This window comes from Streptomyces sp. NPDC007088 (assembly GCF_042869355.1).
Lineage (GTDB): Bacteria > Actinomycetota > Actinomycetes > Streptomycetales > Streptomycetaceae > Streptomyces.
In genome coordinates, this window is record NZ_JBIAFO010000008.1 from 205,819 (window position 1) to 222,114 (window position 16,296).

14 protein-coding genes are annotated in these 16,296 nt (G+C 72.4%); 3 read left to right on the forward strand and 11 right to left on the reverse strand.

Features of this window, described 5'->3' with window-relative positions:
* Positions 1 to 2: 2 nt before the first annotated feature.
* The 3 genes from nadD to ACFYMP_RS15490 form a co-directional block, all read right to left on the reverse strand.
* Positions 3 to 653, reverse strand: a complete 651-nt coding sequence (nadD, locus tag ACFYMP_RS15480) for a nicotinate-nucleotide adenylyltransferase (protein ID WP_388856488.1) — start codon at positions 651 to 653, stop codon at positions 3 to 5.
* Between the two features lie 46 nt (positions 654 to 699).
* Positions 700 to 864: a hypothetical protein gene (locus ACFYMP_RS15485; RefSeq protein WP_363144989.1), complete on the reverse strand. Its 165-nt coding sequence runs from the start codon at positions 862 to 864 to the stop codon at positions 700 to 702.
* A 236-nt stretch (positions 865 to 1,100) separates the two neighbouring features.
* On the reverse strand, positions 1,101 to 1,403 hold the full coding sequence (locus ACFYMP_RS15490; protein WP_388856491.1) for a hypothetical protein: 303 nt from the start codon (positions 1,401 to 1,403) through the stop codon (positions 1,101 to 1,103).
* A gap of 250 nt (positions 1,404 to 1,653) precedes the next feature.
* Here ACFYMP_RS15490 and ACFYMP_RS15495 point away from each other — a divergent pair, with 250 nt between their 5' ends.
* A complete protein-coding gene (locus ACFYMP_RS15495; protein ID WP_388856494.1) occupies positions 1,654 to 2,769 on the forward strand; it encodes a M48 family metallopeptidase in 1,116 nt (371 codons plus the stop codon).
* Positions 2,770 to 2,881: 112 nt separating this feature from the next.
* On the opposite strand, the gene ACFYMP_RS15500 is transcribed toward ACFYMP_RS15495, so the two are convergent.
* The 5 genes from ACFYMP_RS15500 to proB all read right to left on the reverse strand — a co-directional run bounded on the left by ACFYMP_RS15500 (position 2,882) and on the right by proB (position 8,305).
* The gene (locus tag ACFYMP_RS15500) at positions 2,882 to 4,060 is read right to left on the reverse strand and encodes a hypothetical protein (protein WP_388856497.1); all 1,179 of its coding nucleotides are present in this window, start codon (positions 4,058 to 4,060) and stop codon (positions 2,882 to 2,884) included.
* Between the two features lie 78 nt (positions 4,061 to 4,138).
* A complete protein-coding gene (locus tag ACFYMP_RS15505) occupies positions 4,139 to 4,729 on the reverse strand; it encodes a hypothetical protein (protein ID WP_388856500.1) in 591 nt (196 codons plus the stop codon).
* A gap of 253 nt (positions 4,730 to 4,982) precedes the next feature.
* On the reverse strand, positions 4,983 to 6,266 hold the full coding sequence (locus ACFYMP_RS15510; protein ID WP_388856503.1) for a glutamate-5-semialdehyde dehydrogenase: 1,284 nt from the start codon (positions 6,264 to 6,266) through the stop codon (positions 4,983 to 4,985).
* A 178-nt stretch (positions 6,267 to 6,444) separates the two neighbouring features.
* Positions 6,445 to 6,915, reverse strand: coding sequence for a hypothetical protein (locus ACFYMP_RS15515; RefSeq protein WP_388856506.1), 471 nt, complete (start codon positions 6,913 to 6,915; stop codon positions 6,445 to 6,447).
* Positions 6,916 to 7,195: 280 nt separating this feature from the next.
* A complete protein-coding gene (proB, locus tag ACFYMP_RS15520) occupies positions 7,196 to 8,305 on the reverse strand; it encodes a glutamate 5-kinase (RefSeq protein WP_388856509.1) in 1,110 nt (369 codons plus the stop codon).
* Between the two features lie 723 nt (positions 8,306 to 9,028).
* Here proB and ACFYMP_RS15525 point away from each other — a divergent pair.
* Positions 9,029 to 11,152, forward strand: coding sequence for a hypothetical protein (locus tag ACFYMP_RS15525; RefSeq protein WP_388856512.1), 2,124 nt, complete (start codon positions 9,029 to 9,031; stop codon positions 11,150 to 11,152).
* Between the two features lie 381 nt (positions 11,153 to 11,533).
* Positions 11,534 to 13,774 carry a CDP-glycerol glycerophosphotransferase family protein gene (locus ACFYMP_RS15530; protein ID WP_388856515.1) on the forward strand — a complete coding sequence of 747 codons (2,241 nt, stop codon included), beginning with the start codon at positions 11,534 to 11,536 and terminating at the stop codon, positions 13,772 to 13,774.
* Between the two features lie 120 nt (positions 13,775 to 13,894).
* Here the strand turns inward: ACFYMP_RS15530 and obgE are convergent, their stop codons facing one another.
* The 3 genes from obgE to rplU form a co-directional block, all read right to left on the reverse strand.
* Positions 13,895 to 15,334, reverse strand: coding sequence for a GTPase ObgE (gene obgE / locus ACFYMP_RS15535; protein WP_388856518.1), 1,440 nt, complete (start codon positions 15,332 to 15,334; stop codon positions 13,895 to 13,897).
* 223 nt (positions 15,335 to 15,557) lie between these two features.
* Positions 15,558 to 15,812: a 50S ribosomal protein L27 gene (gene rpmA / locus ACFYMP_RS15540; RefSeq protein WP_363144978.1), complete on the reverse strand. Its 255-nt coding sequence runs from the start codon at positions 15,810 to 15,812 to the stop codon at positions 15,558 to 15,560.
* A gap of 14 nt (positions 15,813 to 15,826) precedes the next feature.
* Positions 15,827 to 16,147: a 50S ribosomal protein L21 gene (gene rplU, locus ACFYMP_RS15545; protein WP_363144977.1), complete on the reverse strand. Its 321-nt coding sequence runs from the start codon at positions 16,145 to 16,147 to the stop codon at positions 15,827 to 15,829.
* Positions 16,148 to 16,296 lie beyond the last annotated feature (149 nt).

Here is a 16,296-nt window from a genome sequence, read left to right on the forward strand (position 1 = left end):
GGCTACTCGCCGCGGTACAGCTCTCGCTTGTCGATGTAACGCACCACGCCGTCCGGCACCAGATACCAGACCGGAGCGCCCCTGGCGACTCGCGCCCGGCAGTCCGTGGAGGAAATGGCCAGCGCCGGGACCTCCACGAGGGAGACGCCGCCCTCCGGGAGCCCCGCGTCGGTGAGCTGGTGGCCGGGCCGGGTCACGCCGATGAAGTGGGCGAGGGAGAACAACTCCTCGGCGTCCCGCCAGGTCAGGATCTGTCCCAGGGCGTCGGCCCCGGTGATGAAGAACAGTTCCGTACCGGGGTTGAGCTTGCGCAGGTCACGCAGGGTGTCGTTGGTGTACGTCGGTCCGCCGCGGTCGATGTCGATCCGGCTGACCGAGAACTGCGGGTTCTCCGCCGTCGCGATGACCGTCATGAGGTAGCGGTCCTCGGCGGGGGTGACCTTCTTGTGGCTCTTCTGCCAGGGCTGGCCGGTGGGGACGAAGACGACCTCGTCCAGGCCGAACTGCGACGCGACCTCGCTCGCGGCCACCAAGTGGCCGTGGTGGATCGGGTCGAAGGTGCCGCCCATGACGCCGAGCCGGCGTTTCACGGTGCTGATCGTGCCGCCTGCCGGACTGCTGACCGGGCCAGTGGGCATGTCCTGCTCTCCCATGCGTGCAGAGCCTACTGTCCCGGTCCGGCGGCCCCCGCCACGCGGTTCAGCGGTCGCGGTTGAAGCGGGTGGTGATCCACAGCAGCAGGAGCAGCGCGATGAACGCGCCGCCGCCGGTGACGTACGGGCTGAGGCTTTCGTGGTTGCCGCCGTGTTCGCCCCCCTCGGCGGCGAGGGTGACCAGCTGGGCAGCGGTGCTGTGGAGGCTCATCGTCGGCAGGACCTATCCGGTGGTGGGGGCGGGCAGTAACGTGTGGGCCCATCGTAAGCGGGGGCCTCACGGCTGCTCACGCCGACTCAGGTGTCCTGCCGCGCGCGTCGGCCGAATGCCGACGTCCCGTCACGGGTCGGGCGCGTGGGGACCGCTGTGCCCGGCGGCCGCGGACGGATGACCGGCCGGGCGCGGGAGCGGCGGGCGTACGCGCCCCGGCCGGTCCGGCCGCGGGCTCAGTCGCCCGGCCCGGCCGTCGTCCCGGGGTCCGTCCGGGCGGCGGCGGAGCGCGCGGCCGCCTGTCCGGGGACGGAGCCGTCCTCGCCGCCCGGGGCGTCGGTGCCGGTGCGGGGCGCCTCGTCGGGTGTGGGTGCTTGGGTGCCGCCGGGCGGCCTGCGGTAGCCGTGGAGCAGGAGCCAGGCCATGAACACGGCGCCCAGGATCATGACCACGAGCAGGATGCGCAGGAAGTTGCCGGGCCCCGGTTGGTCCGAGACCGCCGCCAGGAACGCGGTGTCGCTGTGCCCTGTGTACGCCATGGGGGTGACTCCTTCGGTGTGCTGCGCACCCACGGTAGACCGCGGCGGATGGATCACTCCGTTCGCCCCGCCCCACTTTCCCTTTCCATGACCCGGTTCCCCCGCCCTCGCGCCCCGCGTCCGGTACCCGGGAACGGGCTGTCCTGTTCGATGCCTCTCGGCTGTCGGCGGCGCCGTCTAGGGTGGGGGGACTCCCGGGGCGTGCGGCGCTTTCGGGGGCGGCCGGTACGACGCGACCAGGGGGACCGCGATGACGGACAGCCAGCACACCCGAGTACCCGCGCGCGAACGCCGCGCCTTCCCGGGGATCTCGCCCCGGGCCTACGAACATCCGGCGGACCGTTCGGCCCTGGTGGCGCTGCGGCGGCTGACCGGTTTCGACACCGTCTTCAAGGCGCTGAGCGGTCTGCTGCCGGAGCGCAGTCTGCGGTTGCTGTTCCTGTCGGACTCGGTGCGGGTGAGCGAGGAGCAGTTCGCGCATCTGCACCTGATGCTCACGGACGCCTGCCGCGTCCTGGACCTGGAGAAGGTCCCGCCGATGTACGTGAGCCAGGACCCGCGGCCGAACGCGATGTGCGTGGGGATGGACGAGCCGGTCATCGTGGTGACCACGGGCCTCGTCGAGCTGCTGGACGAGGAGGAGATGCGGGCCGTCGTGGGGCACGAGGTGGGGCACGCGCTGTCGGGCCACTCCGTCTACCGCACGATCCTGCTGTTCCTGACCACGATGGCGCTCAAGGTCGCGTGGATTCCGCTCGGCAACATCGCGATCATGGCGCTCGTCACCGCGCTGCGCGAGTGGTTCCGCAAGTCCGAGCTGTCGGCGGACCGGGCCGGCCTGTTGGCGGGTCAGGACCTCGACGCCTCGATGCGCGGGCTCATGAAGATCGCCGGCGGCAACCACCTGCACGAGATGAACACCGAGGCGTTCCTCAAGCAGGCCGAGGAGTACGAGGCGGGCGGTGACCTGCGGGACTCGGTGCTGAAGATCCTCAACGTGCTGCCGCGCTCGCACCCCTTCACGACGGTGCGGGCCGCGGAGCTGAAGCGCTGGTCCGCGACCCGCGACTACCAGCGGATCATGGACGGGCACTACCCGCGCCGGGACGAGGACCGCACGGCCTCGGTCGGTGAGTCCTTCCGGCAGTCGGCGAGCAGTTACGCGGAGGACGTCCGCACGAGCAAGGACCCGCTCATGAAGCTGGTCTCCGACCTCGCGGGCGGGGCGGGCGATCTGGGCGGGAAGGTCCGGGACCGCTTCGGCGGGTTCGGCGGCCGCCGCGCCTCCTCGGAGGGCGGCGAGGCCCCGGGCGGACGCGGCGAGGACGGTCGCGACGGTTCCTGGGGCGACGCGACGGACGGCTGAGGCGGAAGAGGTCCGAGCGGCCCGCCCGGACCCGCCGGCCTCCGGTGGTTCTCTGGCCTACGGTGACCCGCCGGCCTCCGAGGGCTTTCCGGCCTCCGGTGGCCCGCCGCGGTCACCCTGCCCGGTGGGCTCCCGACAGGACCGGCTGCGCACTGTCGGAGAGCGTCCCGCACAGGGCGGTGGAGCCGTCCGGGGCGTAGGGGTTGGTGCCCTCCGAGGGGCCGCCGCTCGTGGCCTTGTGCCCGGCCAGGACCGGGCGGAGCCGGCTCGCGGAGTCGGCGGCGCAGTCCAGTGGTCCGGCCTGGACCGAGGAGACCAGCAGCTCGGTGCGGTGAGCGCGCAGGTCGGTCGGGTCGAAGCGGAAGTGCATCTCCCGCCGCACGGTGAGCAGGGAGGCCAGGCCGTCATCGGCCGCCGAACGCTTCTCCCTCGCGCCGGTTTTCCCCGCACTGGCTTCTTCTGCGCCGGTTTTCCCCGCACCGGCCTTCCGCCCCTCGGCCCCGGCGGGCCGGACGGCGTAGGCGAAGGTGTGGTCCGAGGTGACTTCGAGCATCCCGCCCCGTTCCTCGAAGCGCACGGTGCCCTGGACGCGGGCCGGGACGTGCGGGTCGGCGAGGACCGCCTGGCCGGGGTCGAGCCGGGTCAGCCAGCCGGTCGCCGCGTGCCGGCCGTCCGCGCGGGGGCGTTCGAGGCTGTGGTCGAACTGGTCGAGCTGACGGGAGTCCAGCAGCGTGCGCACCTCGCGGCCGCTGCCGCCGGACAGGACCCGCGGGTCGAGCGAGGAGCGGATCAGGTAGTCCTTGGCGATGGTCAGCGCCGACTGGACCTGGACCTGGGTGTAGTGCTCGGTGGCGCGCGGGGTCGGCAGCGCGATACCGGCCGCCCCCACCCCGAAGGAGGCGGCGGGGCTGTGGGCGTAGAGGCTCTTCACGTCGGCCACGCCCGGGACGGTGTCCTGCGGGACGAGGGGGATGACGGTCATGCGCAGCGGTTCCGCGCGCCGGGCGGAGGGGGAGTTCGCGGTGACCTCGCCCGTGCGCACGCCCATGAACACGGCGGTGCCGAAGGCGAGGGCGATGAGGACGACGAGCACGACCAGCTGGCGGTTGAGTCCCCGGCCGGCGCGGCGGCGTACGGCGGGGGCGTGCTCGCGCAGGCGCTCGTTGGCGGAGAACTCCTGGAGCCGGGCAGCGTTGACGAACGATTCGTCGAAGACGACGGACCGGTACTCTTCCTCGCTCCCGAAGCCCTCGGGGGGTATGCCCTCGGGGGGTTCCGCTGCCCCTGCCATACCTTCAGAGTAGGTCCCCGCGGGTGGCGGTAAACGCGGCGGTGGGGGTCCGGTTCCGGCCGGACGCTCCGGGCGGGCTCAGGGCGTGCGGGGCGCGGCGGAGACCACGGGGCGGGAGAGGCCGGGTGAGGCGGAGGGGGTCTCCGCGGAGGAGAGGGCGCTCTGTTCGGCCCCCTGCTCGACGCCGGTCGGGGCGGAGGGCCGCACACCGGGGTTCTTCGGGTCCGAGGCTCCCCGGTAGAGGGCGGAGACGGCGAGGGCGACCATGCCCACCCCGAGCAGCAGGGCGAGCATCCAGGCGACCGGCCGGTGCCAGCGGATGCGGCCGTTGTGCCCGCCGAAGCGCCGGTGGGCTCCGTCGCGGTACTCGTCGTACTCCTCGCCCACGTCGTAGGCGGCGTACGGGTCGTGGTCGCGGCCCTCACCGGACGGGCCGAATCCGGGCCCCTCCCCCTCGTACTCCCCGTCTGCCGCGCGGCCCCGGGCGCGGGCCTTGGCCTCCGCCTCGGCGCGGGCCTCGGCTGCGGCGAGCAGGCGCTCCACGGCGGAGGGCTCGTGGATACGGGCGCCCCGTACGAAGTCCTCGTCGAAGACCACGGCGGCGAACTCCTCGTCCGCTCGTCCGTGGTCGCGGTCGTCGTCGGGCTCTCTGCCGTCCGGAAACGGCATGCCCCCCACGTCCTCCGGCACGCGTCCAGAGTAGACCCGGGCGGGCGGTTTGGGCAGACGGTCGGGAAATTCCCCCGACAGCGGGTGCCTGGGCCAGAAGAGGGGAGCCCGCTCCTTCCGGGGAACGGCCGGGAGGAGCGCCGGGAGGACGGCCGGGGGGACGGTACGGGGCCGGCCGGTGCGCGCCGCCCACCACGGCCAGCGCCGCGGGGCCCGCCCGCCCGCGGCCCGCCCCGGCCCCGGTACGCGCCGGTCAGCGCACGTGGCCGTCGCCGGTGACGATGTACTTGGTCGAGGTCAGCTCCGGCAGGCCCATCGGTCCGCGCGCGTGCAGTTTCTGGGTGGAGATGCCGATCTCGGCGCCGAAACCGAACTGCCCGCCGTCGGTGAAGCGGGTCGAGGCGTTGACCGCGACCGTGGTCGAGTCGACCAACTGGGTGAAGCGGCGCGCGGCGGCCTGCGAGTCCGTGACGATGGCCTCGGTGTGCCCGGAGGACCACAGCCGGATGTGCGCGACGGCCCGGTCCAGGCTGTCCACGACGCCCGCGGCGATGTCGTACGACAGGTACTCGGTCTCCCAGTCCTCGGGGGTCGCGGGGAGGACGGCGGCGCCGGAGCCCTCGGCGTGGGCGAGGACCCGTTCGTCCCCGTGCACCGTGACCCCTGCCTCGGCGAGGGCGGCGAGGGCCTTCGGCAGGAAGGCGGGCGCGATGTCCTGGTGCACCAGGAGGGTTTCGGCCGCGTTGCACACGCTGGGGCGGCTCGCCTTGGAGTTGACGAGGATCTCGACGGCCATGTCGACATCGGCGTCCGCGTCGACGTACACGTGGCAGTTCCCGGTGCCGGTCTCGATGACGGGCACGGTGGAGTTCTCCACGACGTTGCGGATCAGCGCGGCGCCGCCGCGCGGGATCAGCACGTCCACCTGGCCCCGGGCGCGCATGAGTTCGGTCACCGACTCGTGGCTGTCGCCGGGGACGAGCTGGACGGCGTCCGCGGGCAGTCCGGCGCCGCCGATCGCGTCCCGCAGCACCCGGACGAGGGCCGCGTTCGACTCGCGGGCCGAGGAGGAACCGCGCAGCAGGACGGCGTTGCCCGACTTCAGGCACAGCGCCGCGGCGTCGACGGTGACGTTGGGGCGGGCCTCGTAGATGATGCCGACGACACCGAGCGGGACGCGGACCTGGCGCAGGTCGATCCCGTTGGGCAGCGTCGACCCGCGCACGACCTCGCCGACCGGGTCGGGCAGTGCGATGACCTCCCGTACGTCGGAGGCGATGGCGCGGACCCGCTCCGGGGTCAGGCTCAGCCGGTCGACGACGGACTCGGCGGTGCCCTTCTCCCGGGCGAGGGCGACGTCCAGCGCGTTGGCCTCGACGATCTCGGCGGCCCGAACCTCCAGGGCGTCCGCCATGGCGAGCAGTACGTCGTCCTTCACCGACCGCGGCAGCGCGGCGATCTCGGTGGCCGCGGCCCGCGCGCGGTAGGCGGCCTGGGCGACGGGAGACATCGTGTCGTACGGGGAGAGGGAGGTCATGGGGGAAGCGTAGCGGCGCGCGCCCGGCCCCCGGCCGATGTTCCGGGGGCCGAGACACGCACGGGGGACGGCCCGGGGCCGGGCCGCCCGCGCGTGGGGGACGGCCCGGCGCGTCGGCCTTCGAAGGGTGCGGGCACGCCCGTGCCCCGGGCACGCGGTCCCCGCGCCCGCGCGCCGCTCAGAACGGGTGGACGCCCACCGGCGCGGCCGGCAGCGGCCCGGCGTTCTCGGCGACCCGGTGGTGGTAGGTCTCGCGGTCGACGACCTCCAGGCCGACGATCTCCCAGGGCGGCAGCCTGGCGGTCAGCCGGTGCTCTCCCCACAGCCGCAGGGCGACGGCGGCGGCGTCGTGCAGGTCGCGGGCCTCCTCCCAGTACCGGATCTCGGCGTGGTCGGCGGCGTACCTGCTGGTGAGGAGGAAGGGATGATCGTGGGCGAGTTGTTCCAGGGCGCGCCGCAGGTCGGCGAGCGGCGCCTTCTCGCCGGAGACGCTGAGCGTCACGTGCCACAGCCGCGGGAGCCGTTCGGGCTGGGGGCGGACGGCGTGGTCCCCGTCCGTCTCGGTCGTGGCGCGTTCACGCCGGCGGATGTCGGTGCTCCTGACACTCGTGAGTGCCCGGGGCCGCGCCCCGGGGTGCGCTCGTGCCACCACGGCCTCCCTCGTACCGGCGTCCTCGGCCCGGTCCCTGCGCCGGACCTCGGCGGGGCCTCCGGGTACCGGGACACGAAGGGCCGCCGTAACACAGTGGAACAGGCCGGGCGGCGCCGTGGGGTCGTTTCCCGGAAGGTCCCTCGCGCGGGGTGCGCGCTTTCGGCCGTTCGGTACGGTCCCGCGCCCCCTTCACTCCCCCGGTGCGAGCCCCCGCCCGCATCTGTACGCGTCGCGCCCCGGGGTGCGCGGTCCTCCCGGCACTCGGTCCGGCCGGGGCTCAGGGCCGGTGCAGCAGGACGAGGTCGTCGCGGTGGACGACCTCGCGTTCGTACTCGGGGCCGAGTTCCTTCGCGAGTTCCCGGGTGGAGCGGCCGAGCAGCCGGGGCAGTTCCTCGGCGTCGTAGTTGACGAGCCCCCGGGCGACGGGGCGGCCGCTGGGGTCGCGCAGTTCGACGGGGTCCCCCGCGCTGAACCGGCCCTCGACGCCGACGATGCCGGCGGGCAGCAGCGAGGCGCTGCGGTACTCGACGGCCCGTACCGCGCCCTCGTCGAGGCTGAGCGCCCCCTGCGGGGTGGAGGCGTGCTGCAACCACAGCAGCCGGTCGGCGAAGCGGCGTCCGGTGGGGTGGAAGTAGGTGCCGGTGTCCCGGCCCGCGAGGGCCTCGGCGGCGCGGACGGCCGAGGTCAGGACGACGGGGATGCCGGCCGCCGCGGCGATCCGCGCGGCCTCGACCTTGGTGACCATGCCCCCGGTGCCGACCCCGGCCTTGCCGGTGCTGCCGATCTCGATCCCGGCCAGGTCGGCGCGGGTGCGCACCTGCTCGACCCGGTTGCTGCCGGGCCGCGCGGGGTCGCCGTCGTAGAGGCCGTCGACGTCGGAGAGCAGGACGAGGAGGTCGGCGTGGACGAGGTGGGCGACGAGGGCGGCGAGCCGGTCGTTGTCCCCGAAGCGGATCTCGTCGGTGGCGACCGTGTCGTTCTCGTTGACGACCGGCAGGGCGCCCATGGTCAGGAGCTGGTCGAGGGTGCGGTAGGCGTTGCGGTAGTGGGAGCGGCGGCTCGTGTCGGCGGTGGTGAGCAGCACCTGCCCGACCCGCACGCCGTAGCGGGCGAAGGAGGCGGTGTACCGGGCGACCAGCAGCCCCTGTCCGACGCTCGCGGCGGCCTGCTGGCGGGCGAGGTCGCGCGGGCGGGCGCGCAGTCCGAGGGGGGCGAGGCCGGCCGCGATGGCTCCGGAGGAGACGAGGACCACCTCGCGGGTGCCGGGGGCGCGGGCGGCGGCGAGCGCGTCCACGAGGGCGTCCACCCGGTCGGCGTCGAGTCCGCCGGAGGCGGTGGTGAGGGAGGAGGAGCCGACCTTGACGACGATCCTGCGGGCCTCGGCCACGCGCTGCCGCGCGACCGTGCGCGCGGAGGAAGCAGAGGAAGCAGAGGAAGAGGGAGACGCGACCGTGCCCGGGGGGAGGGACGAGGAGGAGGCTGTCGGCGCCCGGTCCGCCGCGGCGCCCTCTCCCCGTTCGTCCCCCGTGCCTTCCGGCCCCGGTGTCCCCTGACCTGCCGCCGCTCCTCGCCTTCCCGCTGACACGCGCTCTTCCCCTGTTCCGCTCGTCCGTCGCGCCGCCGCGCTGTCGCGCCGTTCCGCGCTCGTACTGTCCTGCCGTGCGTCCCGCAGTCTTTCCTGCCGTGTGTCCCGCAATCTACGGGAGCGGCGGCGTGGGGCCCCGGGGTATTTCGACTGCTGGACAAGGGTCCGGGGGCGGCGTGAACAGGCGATCGACCTGCTGTAGGGGGCTGGACACTACGTGCGATACTCATGCCCCGTCAGCAGTAACCCTTTCCCACTCATGCCATTCTCGTGCCGTCGAGCCAGGTGACGGGAAGCGCGTGGAATGGTGGAGTGACCTTGTCCACAGGTATGCGGGCACTCTCCGCGGGCAGACAGGCCCCCGGTCGCCTTCGGCAGCTTCCCCCACAGCGGCGATGTCGACTCCCTCACAGCCGGTACCTGGGAAGCGGTCTTACCGTTGTCCCTGTCGGCCGCCCTCGCGCGGAGTGTTCCCCTCCTGCCCCTCTGACATCCCTGCCGATCCGAGTCCTTGGAGACTGAGTAGTGCCCCCCACCTACCGCCACCTCCGCAGTCAGGCCGGTCGACTCCTGACTACCGGGGTCCTGGCCCTGTCCTTCGTCGCTCTGGCGTTGGGCGCGCTGCTGCCGCGGACCACCCTGCTGGTCGTGTCGGCCGCGGCCGGGCTGGCCGTCGAGCTGATCATGCACCGCTGGCAGAAGCCCGCCCTGGCCACGCTCACCCGGCTGCGGGCCGACGTCACCCTGCGCCAGGTCCTGCGCGATCTGCTGCTGGTCGTGGGGCTGGTGCGGATCGACGACATCGCCCAGGACGGCTACTACCTGGCGGTGGTGTGCGGTCTCCTGCTCGTCTACGCGCTGCACTCCGTCTCGCAGGCCGGGGCGATCCTGGTGCGCCGGTCCAGGACGCTGCCCTTCGCGACCCGCAACATCGACACGAGCGGCCTGCGGCTGACGCCGGCCCCCCCGGCCCTGCTGCTGCGCCGTCCCGGGCACCGGCTGCTCGGCTTCGGCCTGCCGGCCACGGTCGGGCTGACCGTCATGGCCGGGGCGGACGCGCCGGCCGCCGGGGTCGCGGGCATCGCGGTGTCCCTGCTGCTCTCGCTGGCGGGCATCGCGCGCCTGTTCGTGCACCTGCTGCCCTCGCGTCGGGCGCTGGGCGACGAGCAGGCCCTCGCCTGGCTCGACAACTGGCTCGCGGACTACCGGCCGACCACCGGCATGTACTTCTCGGGCGGCGCCTCCTCCGCGTACCAGGCGAACATGTGGCTCGAACCGCTGGCCGGTCTGGAGGGCCGTCCGCTGATCGTGCTGCGCGAGCGGTTCATGGTGCAGAAGATCGGCGCGACGGACCTGCCGATCCTGTGCCTGCCGAAGGTCGCCCACCTCATGCGCCTGGAGCACTCGACGCTCAACACGCTGCTGCACCCGGCGAACTCGGGCAAGACCTCCCAGGTCCTGCGCATCCCGTCCATCAAGCACGCCTTCGTCAACCACGGCGAGAGCGACAAGCTGTCGAGCTGCAACCCGTACGCGAAGGCGTACGACGAGGTGTGGGTCGCCGGTCCCGCGGCCCGCGAGCGGTACGCCCTCGCCGACGTCGGCGTCGACGACCGGGACATCGTGGAGATCGGCCGGCCGCAGCTCCGGGGCATCGACCGGGCGAAGGGCGCCCCCGGCGCCGTCACGACGGTGCTGTACGCCCCCACCTGGGAGGGCTGGGACGGCAACCCGGGCAACACCTCGGTCATCGAGGCGGGCGAGAACATCGTCCGCGAACTGCTCGCCGACCCCGGGGTCCGGCTCCTCTACAAGCCGCACCCGATGACCGGCTCGGTGGACCCGCGCGCGGGCGCCGCCGACCAGCGCATCCAGACCATGATCGAGCGGGCGGGAGCCGCGCAGGGCCCGTCGGGGACGGCCTCGGCCGAGCTGGACCGGCTCAGCGCCGAGCTGGACCGGCTGACCGCGGCGGACTACCGCCGGGGCGCGGACGAACTGGAGCGGATGCTCGTCCAGGGCACCCCGCGCGAGGGGCGCAGCCTGGCCGTCAGCCGGGCCACGGAGGAGTGGGAGGCCGCGTACTGGGCCTCGCTGCCCGAGGGCCGCCACCAGATCGTCACGGGCCCGCGGCCCTCGCTGTACTCCTGCTTCAACCAGGCGGACCTGCTGATCAGCGACGTGTCCAGCGTCGTGTCCGACTACCTGGCCAGCGGGAAGCCGTACGCGGTGGCGAACACCTCGGGACTGACGGAGGAGGAGTTCCTCCGCGAGTTCCCGACCGTCTCGGCGGCCACCGTGCTGACCCCGCAGGCGCGGGAGCTGCCCGCGCTGCTCGCGGCCGTGCGCGCCCCGGAGCCCGACCGGCTGGCCCCGGCCCGTGCCGCGCTCAAGGAGCGGCTGCTCGGCCCGGACGAGCCCAGCTCCCAGGTCCGTTTCGGCCGCGCCGTCGACGCCCTCGCCGCGGTGGCCGAGGCCCGCGAGGCCCGCGCCCTCGCCCGCGGCGCCGACCGGTCCTCGACCCTCATCCCGTCCCAGCCCCCCTCCTCGGCGCACGCCGAGGAGGTCGAGGCGATGGACGGCATGGAGACGGTCGACGGCAGGGAGACGGCGGACGCCGGCGACATGATGGAGCGCACCGGCGACTGAGGACGCTTCCGGAGCCTCCGGCACGACGAGGCCCTGCCCCCCCCGGACCGGGGGGGGCAGGGCCTCGTCGTGGGGCAGGGCCTTGCTGTGCGGGTCCCCGCGCGGACCAGGCGACAGACGAGCAGCGGAGCCCGGCGGTTGCGCGGCACGGACGTGAGACGAAACACGTGTCACAACTGCTTGCCCTATTGCCCTTTTCGATCACTAAGCGCTGCTTTTGTCTCCCACTCACCCAAAACCGCCACTGACTCTCCCAGCGAGACAGCGCTAATCTTTCTGATGAACCTCAACTGAACGATTGCGTTTGCCCTCGGCAACTGACCGTAAACGAGCAGTCATCAGTTCGCATTTTCGCCCTCTGTGATCGAACAGGTTGGAACATTGCCGTACTTCACCCTGGTAGTCCCCGTCTTCAAGGTCCAGAGCTATCTGGCGGAGTGCCTGGATTCGGTCCTCGCGCAGGACTTCGATGACTTCGAACTGATAGCGGTCGACGACTGCTCACCCGACAACTGCGGGCGCATCCTCGACAGTTACGCCGAGCAGGACTCCCGGGTGCGGGTACTGCACCTGCCGGAGAACGTCGGCCTGGGCCGTGCCCGCAACGCCGCGCTCGCGCAGGCCACCGGCGAGTACCTCCTCTTCCTCGACAGCGACGACACCCTCACGCCCGGCTCGCTCAGCGCCATCGCCGCCCGGATCAAGGCCGCGGACAACCCCCAGGTGCTGATCTACGACTACGAGCGCACCTACTGGTGGGGCAAGGTGCTGCGCAACACCGTCGCGCACCTGCTGGACGAGGAGGGGCCCGCCTCCTTCGCGCTGAACGAGCGCCCCGAGCTGCTGAACCTCCTGCAGATCGTGTGGAACAAGGCGTACCGCAGGGACTTCGTCGAGAGCGAGGGCTTCCTCTTCCCGCCCGGGTACTACGAGGACGCTCCCTGGACCTACTGCTCCATGATCGCGGCCGAGTCGATCGCCGTGCTCGACCGGGTCTGTGTCCAGTACCGCCAGCGCCGCGAGGGCGGCAACATCCTCGCGACCCGTAGCCGTAAGCACTTCGACGCCTTCGACCAGTACGGCCGCATCTTCGACTTCCTCGACAACCGACCCGAGCTGCAGACCTGGCGCGGCCCGCTGTTCCGCAAGATGGTCGACCACTACCTGACGATCCTGGAGAAGCCCGAGCGGCTGCCGGTCGAGGCGCGCGCCGAGTTCTTCCACCGCGCCTCGGCCCACTACCGAGCCTATGTCCCGGACAACTTCCTGCGCCCCGAGGGGAACAGGGGCCACAAGTACGCGCTGATCGAGCGAGACGCCTACGCCCTGATGACGAGCAGCGGCGCCGCCTCCCGCACCAAGCGCGCGCTGCGCAGCCGCACCCGCAAGACCGTCAACAAGTCCAAGCGCAAGGCGCAGAACCTGATCTACCGCTCCCAGGTGCGCCGCGCGAAGGTCGACGAGAACCTCGCCCTGTTCTCGGCGTACTGGAGCCGTGGCGTCTCCTGCAACCCGGCCGCGATAGCCGCCGAACTGGCCCGCCTGGCGCCGGAGATACAGCAGGTCTGGGCCGTCCACGCCGACCGCATGGAGCAGCTCCCGCCGGGCACCGAGGCGGTGGCGATCGGTTCGCGCGAGTTCTGGAACACGACCGTGCGCGCCAAGTACTTCGTCAACAACGTCAACTTCAGCGACGCGGTGATCAAGCGCGAGGGACAGATCCACCTCCAGACGCACCACGGCACCCCGCTCAAGAGCATGGGCCTGGACCAGCGCAAGTACCCCGCCTCCACCACGATGAGCTTCAAGAAGATGCTCGCGCGCTCGGACCGCTGGGACTACAGCCTCTCCGCCAACTCCTTCTCCACGGCGATCTGGGAGCGGGTCTACCCCTGCAACTACGTCTCCCTGGAGACGGGTTACCCGCGCAACGACGTACTGGTCAACGCGGGTGCGGAGGAGGTGCGCGCGGCCCGCGCCGCGCTCGGTCTCGCCGAGGGCACCCGGGCCCTGCTCTACATGCCCACCCACCGCGAGTACGCCCCGGGGTTCGCGCCGCGGCTCGACCTGGCGCGCGTCAGCGAGCAGCTCGGCGAGGACACCGTGCTCCTCATGCGCGGGCACTACTTCTACGACCGCTCCCCCGGCCTCGCCGCACTGCGCTCCTCCGGCAGGATCGTGGACGTGTCCGCGTACCCGACGGTGGAGACGCTGTACCTGGCCTCGGACGCGCTGATCACCGACTACTCCTCGGCGATGTTCGACTACGCGAACCTGGACCGCCCCATCGTCATCTTCGCGGACGACTGGGAGATCTACTCGACGGTGCGCGGCACCTACTTCAACCTGCTGGAGGAGGCGCCCGGCAGCGTCGCGGTCACGGAGGAGCAACTGGTGCGCGCCTTCACCTCGGGCGAGTGGAAGGGCGCCGCGGCAGCCGCGAAGCGGGACGTCTTCCGGCGCCGTTTCTGCGAGTACGACGACGGGCGGGCCGCCGAGCGCGTGGTGCGCCGCGTCTTCCTCGGCGAGGAGGAGCTGCTGCCCTTCGTGCCCTTCGAGGAGCGCCTGCCGGCGCCCGCCCCCTCGGAGCTGCCCCCGGCCCCCGTGACCCTGATGGCCTGACCGGGACAGGAAGACGGGACAGGAAGAAGGGGCGCCCCCGGTCCGTGGGAAACGGACCGGGGGCGCCCCTTCGCCGCCGGTGGGCGCCGCCCCGCGCGGGGCGGCGCCGGCGCGCCGGGCTCAGAACGGCTTGAAGCCGTCGTACTCCCGCTGGGCCTCGTCGCGTTCGGCCTCGCGGTCGCGGCGGCGGGAGGCGGCCGGGCGGGGGGCCTCCAGGCGGTGGTCCTCACCTCGGCGGCCGAGCATCTCGGCGCCGGCCAGCATGGTGGGCTCCCAGTCGAAGACCACGGCGTTCTCCTCGGGGCCGATGGCCACGCCGTCCCCGGCTCGGGCGCCGGCCTTCATCAGCGCCTCCTCGACACCGAGGCGGCTGAGCCGGTCGGCGAGGTAGCCGACGGCCTCGTCGTTGTTGAAGTCGGTCTGGTGCACCCAGCGCTCCGGCTTCTCGCCGCGCACCCGGTAGACCTCCTCGGCCTCGTCGTAGGTGACGGTGAAGCCGCTGTCGTCGACCGCCTTGGGGCGGATGACGACGCGGGTCGCCTCCTGGTCGGGCTTGGCGGCGCGGGCCTTCGCGATGACCTCGGCGAGCGCGAAGGACAGCTCCCGCAGGCCCGTGTGGGCGACGGCCGACACCTCGAAGACCCGGAAACCGCGGGCCTCCAGGTCGGGGCGGACCATCTCGGCCAGCTCCTTGCCGTCCGGGATGTCGACCTTGTTGAGGACGACGACGCGCGGACGCCGGTTGAGGCCGCCGTACTGCTTCAGCTCCTCCTCGATCATGTCGAGGTCGGAGAGCGGGTCGCGGTCCGACTCCAGGGTCGCGGTGTCCAGGACGTGCACGAGCACCGAGCAGCGCTCGACGTGCCGCAGGAACTCCAGGCCCAGGCCCTTGCCCTGGCTCGCGCCGGGGATGAGGCCGGGGACGTCGGCGACGGTGTAGACGGTCGAACCGGCGGTGACCACGCCCAGGTTGGGGACGAGGGTCGTGAAGGGGTAGTCCGCGATCTTCGGCTTGGCGGCCGACATGACGGAGATGAGGGAGGACTTCCCCGCGCTCGGGAACCCGACGAGCGCCACGTCGGCGACCGTCTTGAGCTCCAGGACGATCTCGCCGAGGTCCCCGGGCTCACCGAGCAGCGCGAAACCGGGCGCCTTGCGGCGGGCCGAGGCCAGCGCCGCGTTGCCCAGGCCCCCGCGACCGCCCTGCGCCGCGACGTAGGTCGTGCCCTGGCCGACGAGGTCGGCGAGGACGTTCCCGGCCCGGTCGAGGACGACGGTGCCGTCGGGGACGGGCAGGACGAGGTCCGAGCCGTCCTTGCCGGAGCGGTTGCCGCCCTCACCGGGCTTGCCGTTGGTGGCCTTGCGGTGCGGGCTGTGGTGATAGTCCAGGAGCGTGGTCACGGACTGCTCGACGACGAGGACGACGTCGCCGCCCCTCCCGCCGTTGCCGCCGTCCGGGCCGCCGAGCGGCTTGAACTTCTCCCGGTGGACGGAGGCACAGCCGTGGCCTCCGTTACCCGCGGCGACGTGCAGTTCGACGCGGTCCACGAAGGTGGTCATGGTGGGTGCCTCCAGTTACTGCGGTTCTCGCGTACGGAACGTCCCGTACGGCTTTCTCACGACAGGGTGCGGCGGGGGCCGGTGCACGGCCCGTTCCACCGCTGCGCGCACGCGCGCGCTCTCACAGGTCCCAACACACGAAGGGCGGACCCGCTTCCCGTACGGGCTGTGCCGTAGGGGAAAGGAGTCCGCCCTCGCGGGAAAACCGTGTGCGGTGCCTGGATCAGGCGACCGGGACGATGTTCACGACGTTGCGCCCACGGTGGGTGCCGAACTGCACGGCGCCCGCGTTCAGCGCGAACAGGGTGTCGTCGCCGCCGCGGCCGACGCCGGAGCCCGGGTGGAAGTGGGTGCCGCGCTGGCGGACGATGATCTCACCGGCGTTGACGACCTGACCGCCGAAGCGCTTCACGCCGAGCCGCTGAGCGTTGGAGTCGCGACCGTTCCGAGTGGACGATGCGCCCTTCTTGTGTGCCATGTCTCCTCAGTCCCTTACTTCGCAGCCGTGGGGATCGCCGTGACCTTGACCGCCGTGTACTGCTGGCGGTGGCCCTGACGACGGCGGTAGCCGGTCTTGTTCTTGTAGCGCAGGATGTCGATCTTCGCGCCCTTGTGGTGGTCCACGACCTCGGCCGTGACCTTCAGGCCGGCCAGCACCCACGGGTCGCTGGTGACGGCGTCGCCGTCGACGAGCAGCAGGGTCGAGAGCTCGACCGTGTCGCCTACCTTGGCAGTGGAAATCTTGTCAACCTCAACGATGTCGTCGACAGCAACCTTGTGCTGGCGACCACCGCTGCGCACGATGGCGTACACGCGGATCTCACTCTCTGTGCTCGAACGGGACTTCTGATGCCAGCCGCTCCGTCGAAGGCCGTGAAAGGCCCCCGGTCAACCGGAAGGACGGTGAGCGGCCTCCCCGGGTGATGAGGCGGCGATGCGCCTCCCACCAGGAGGTGGGGTGC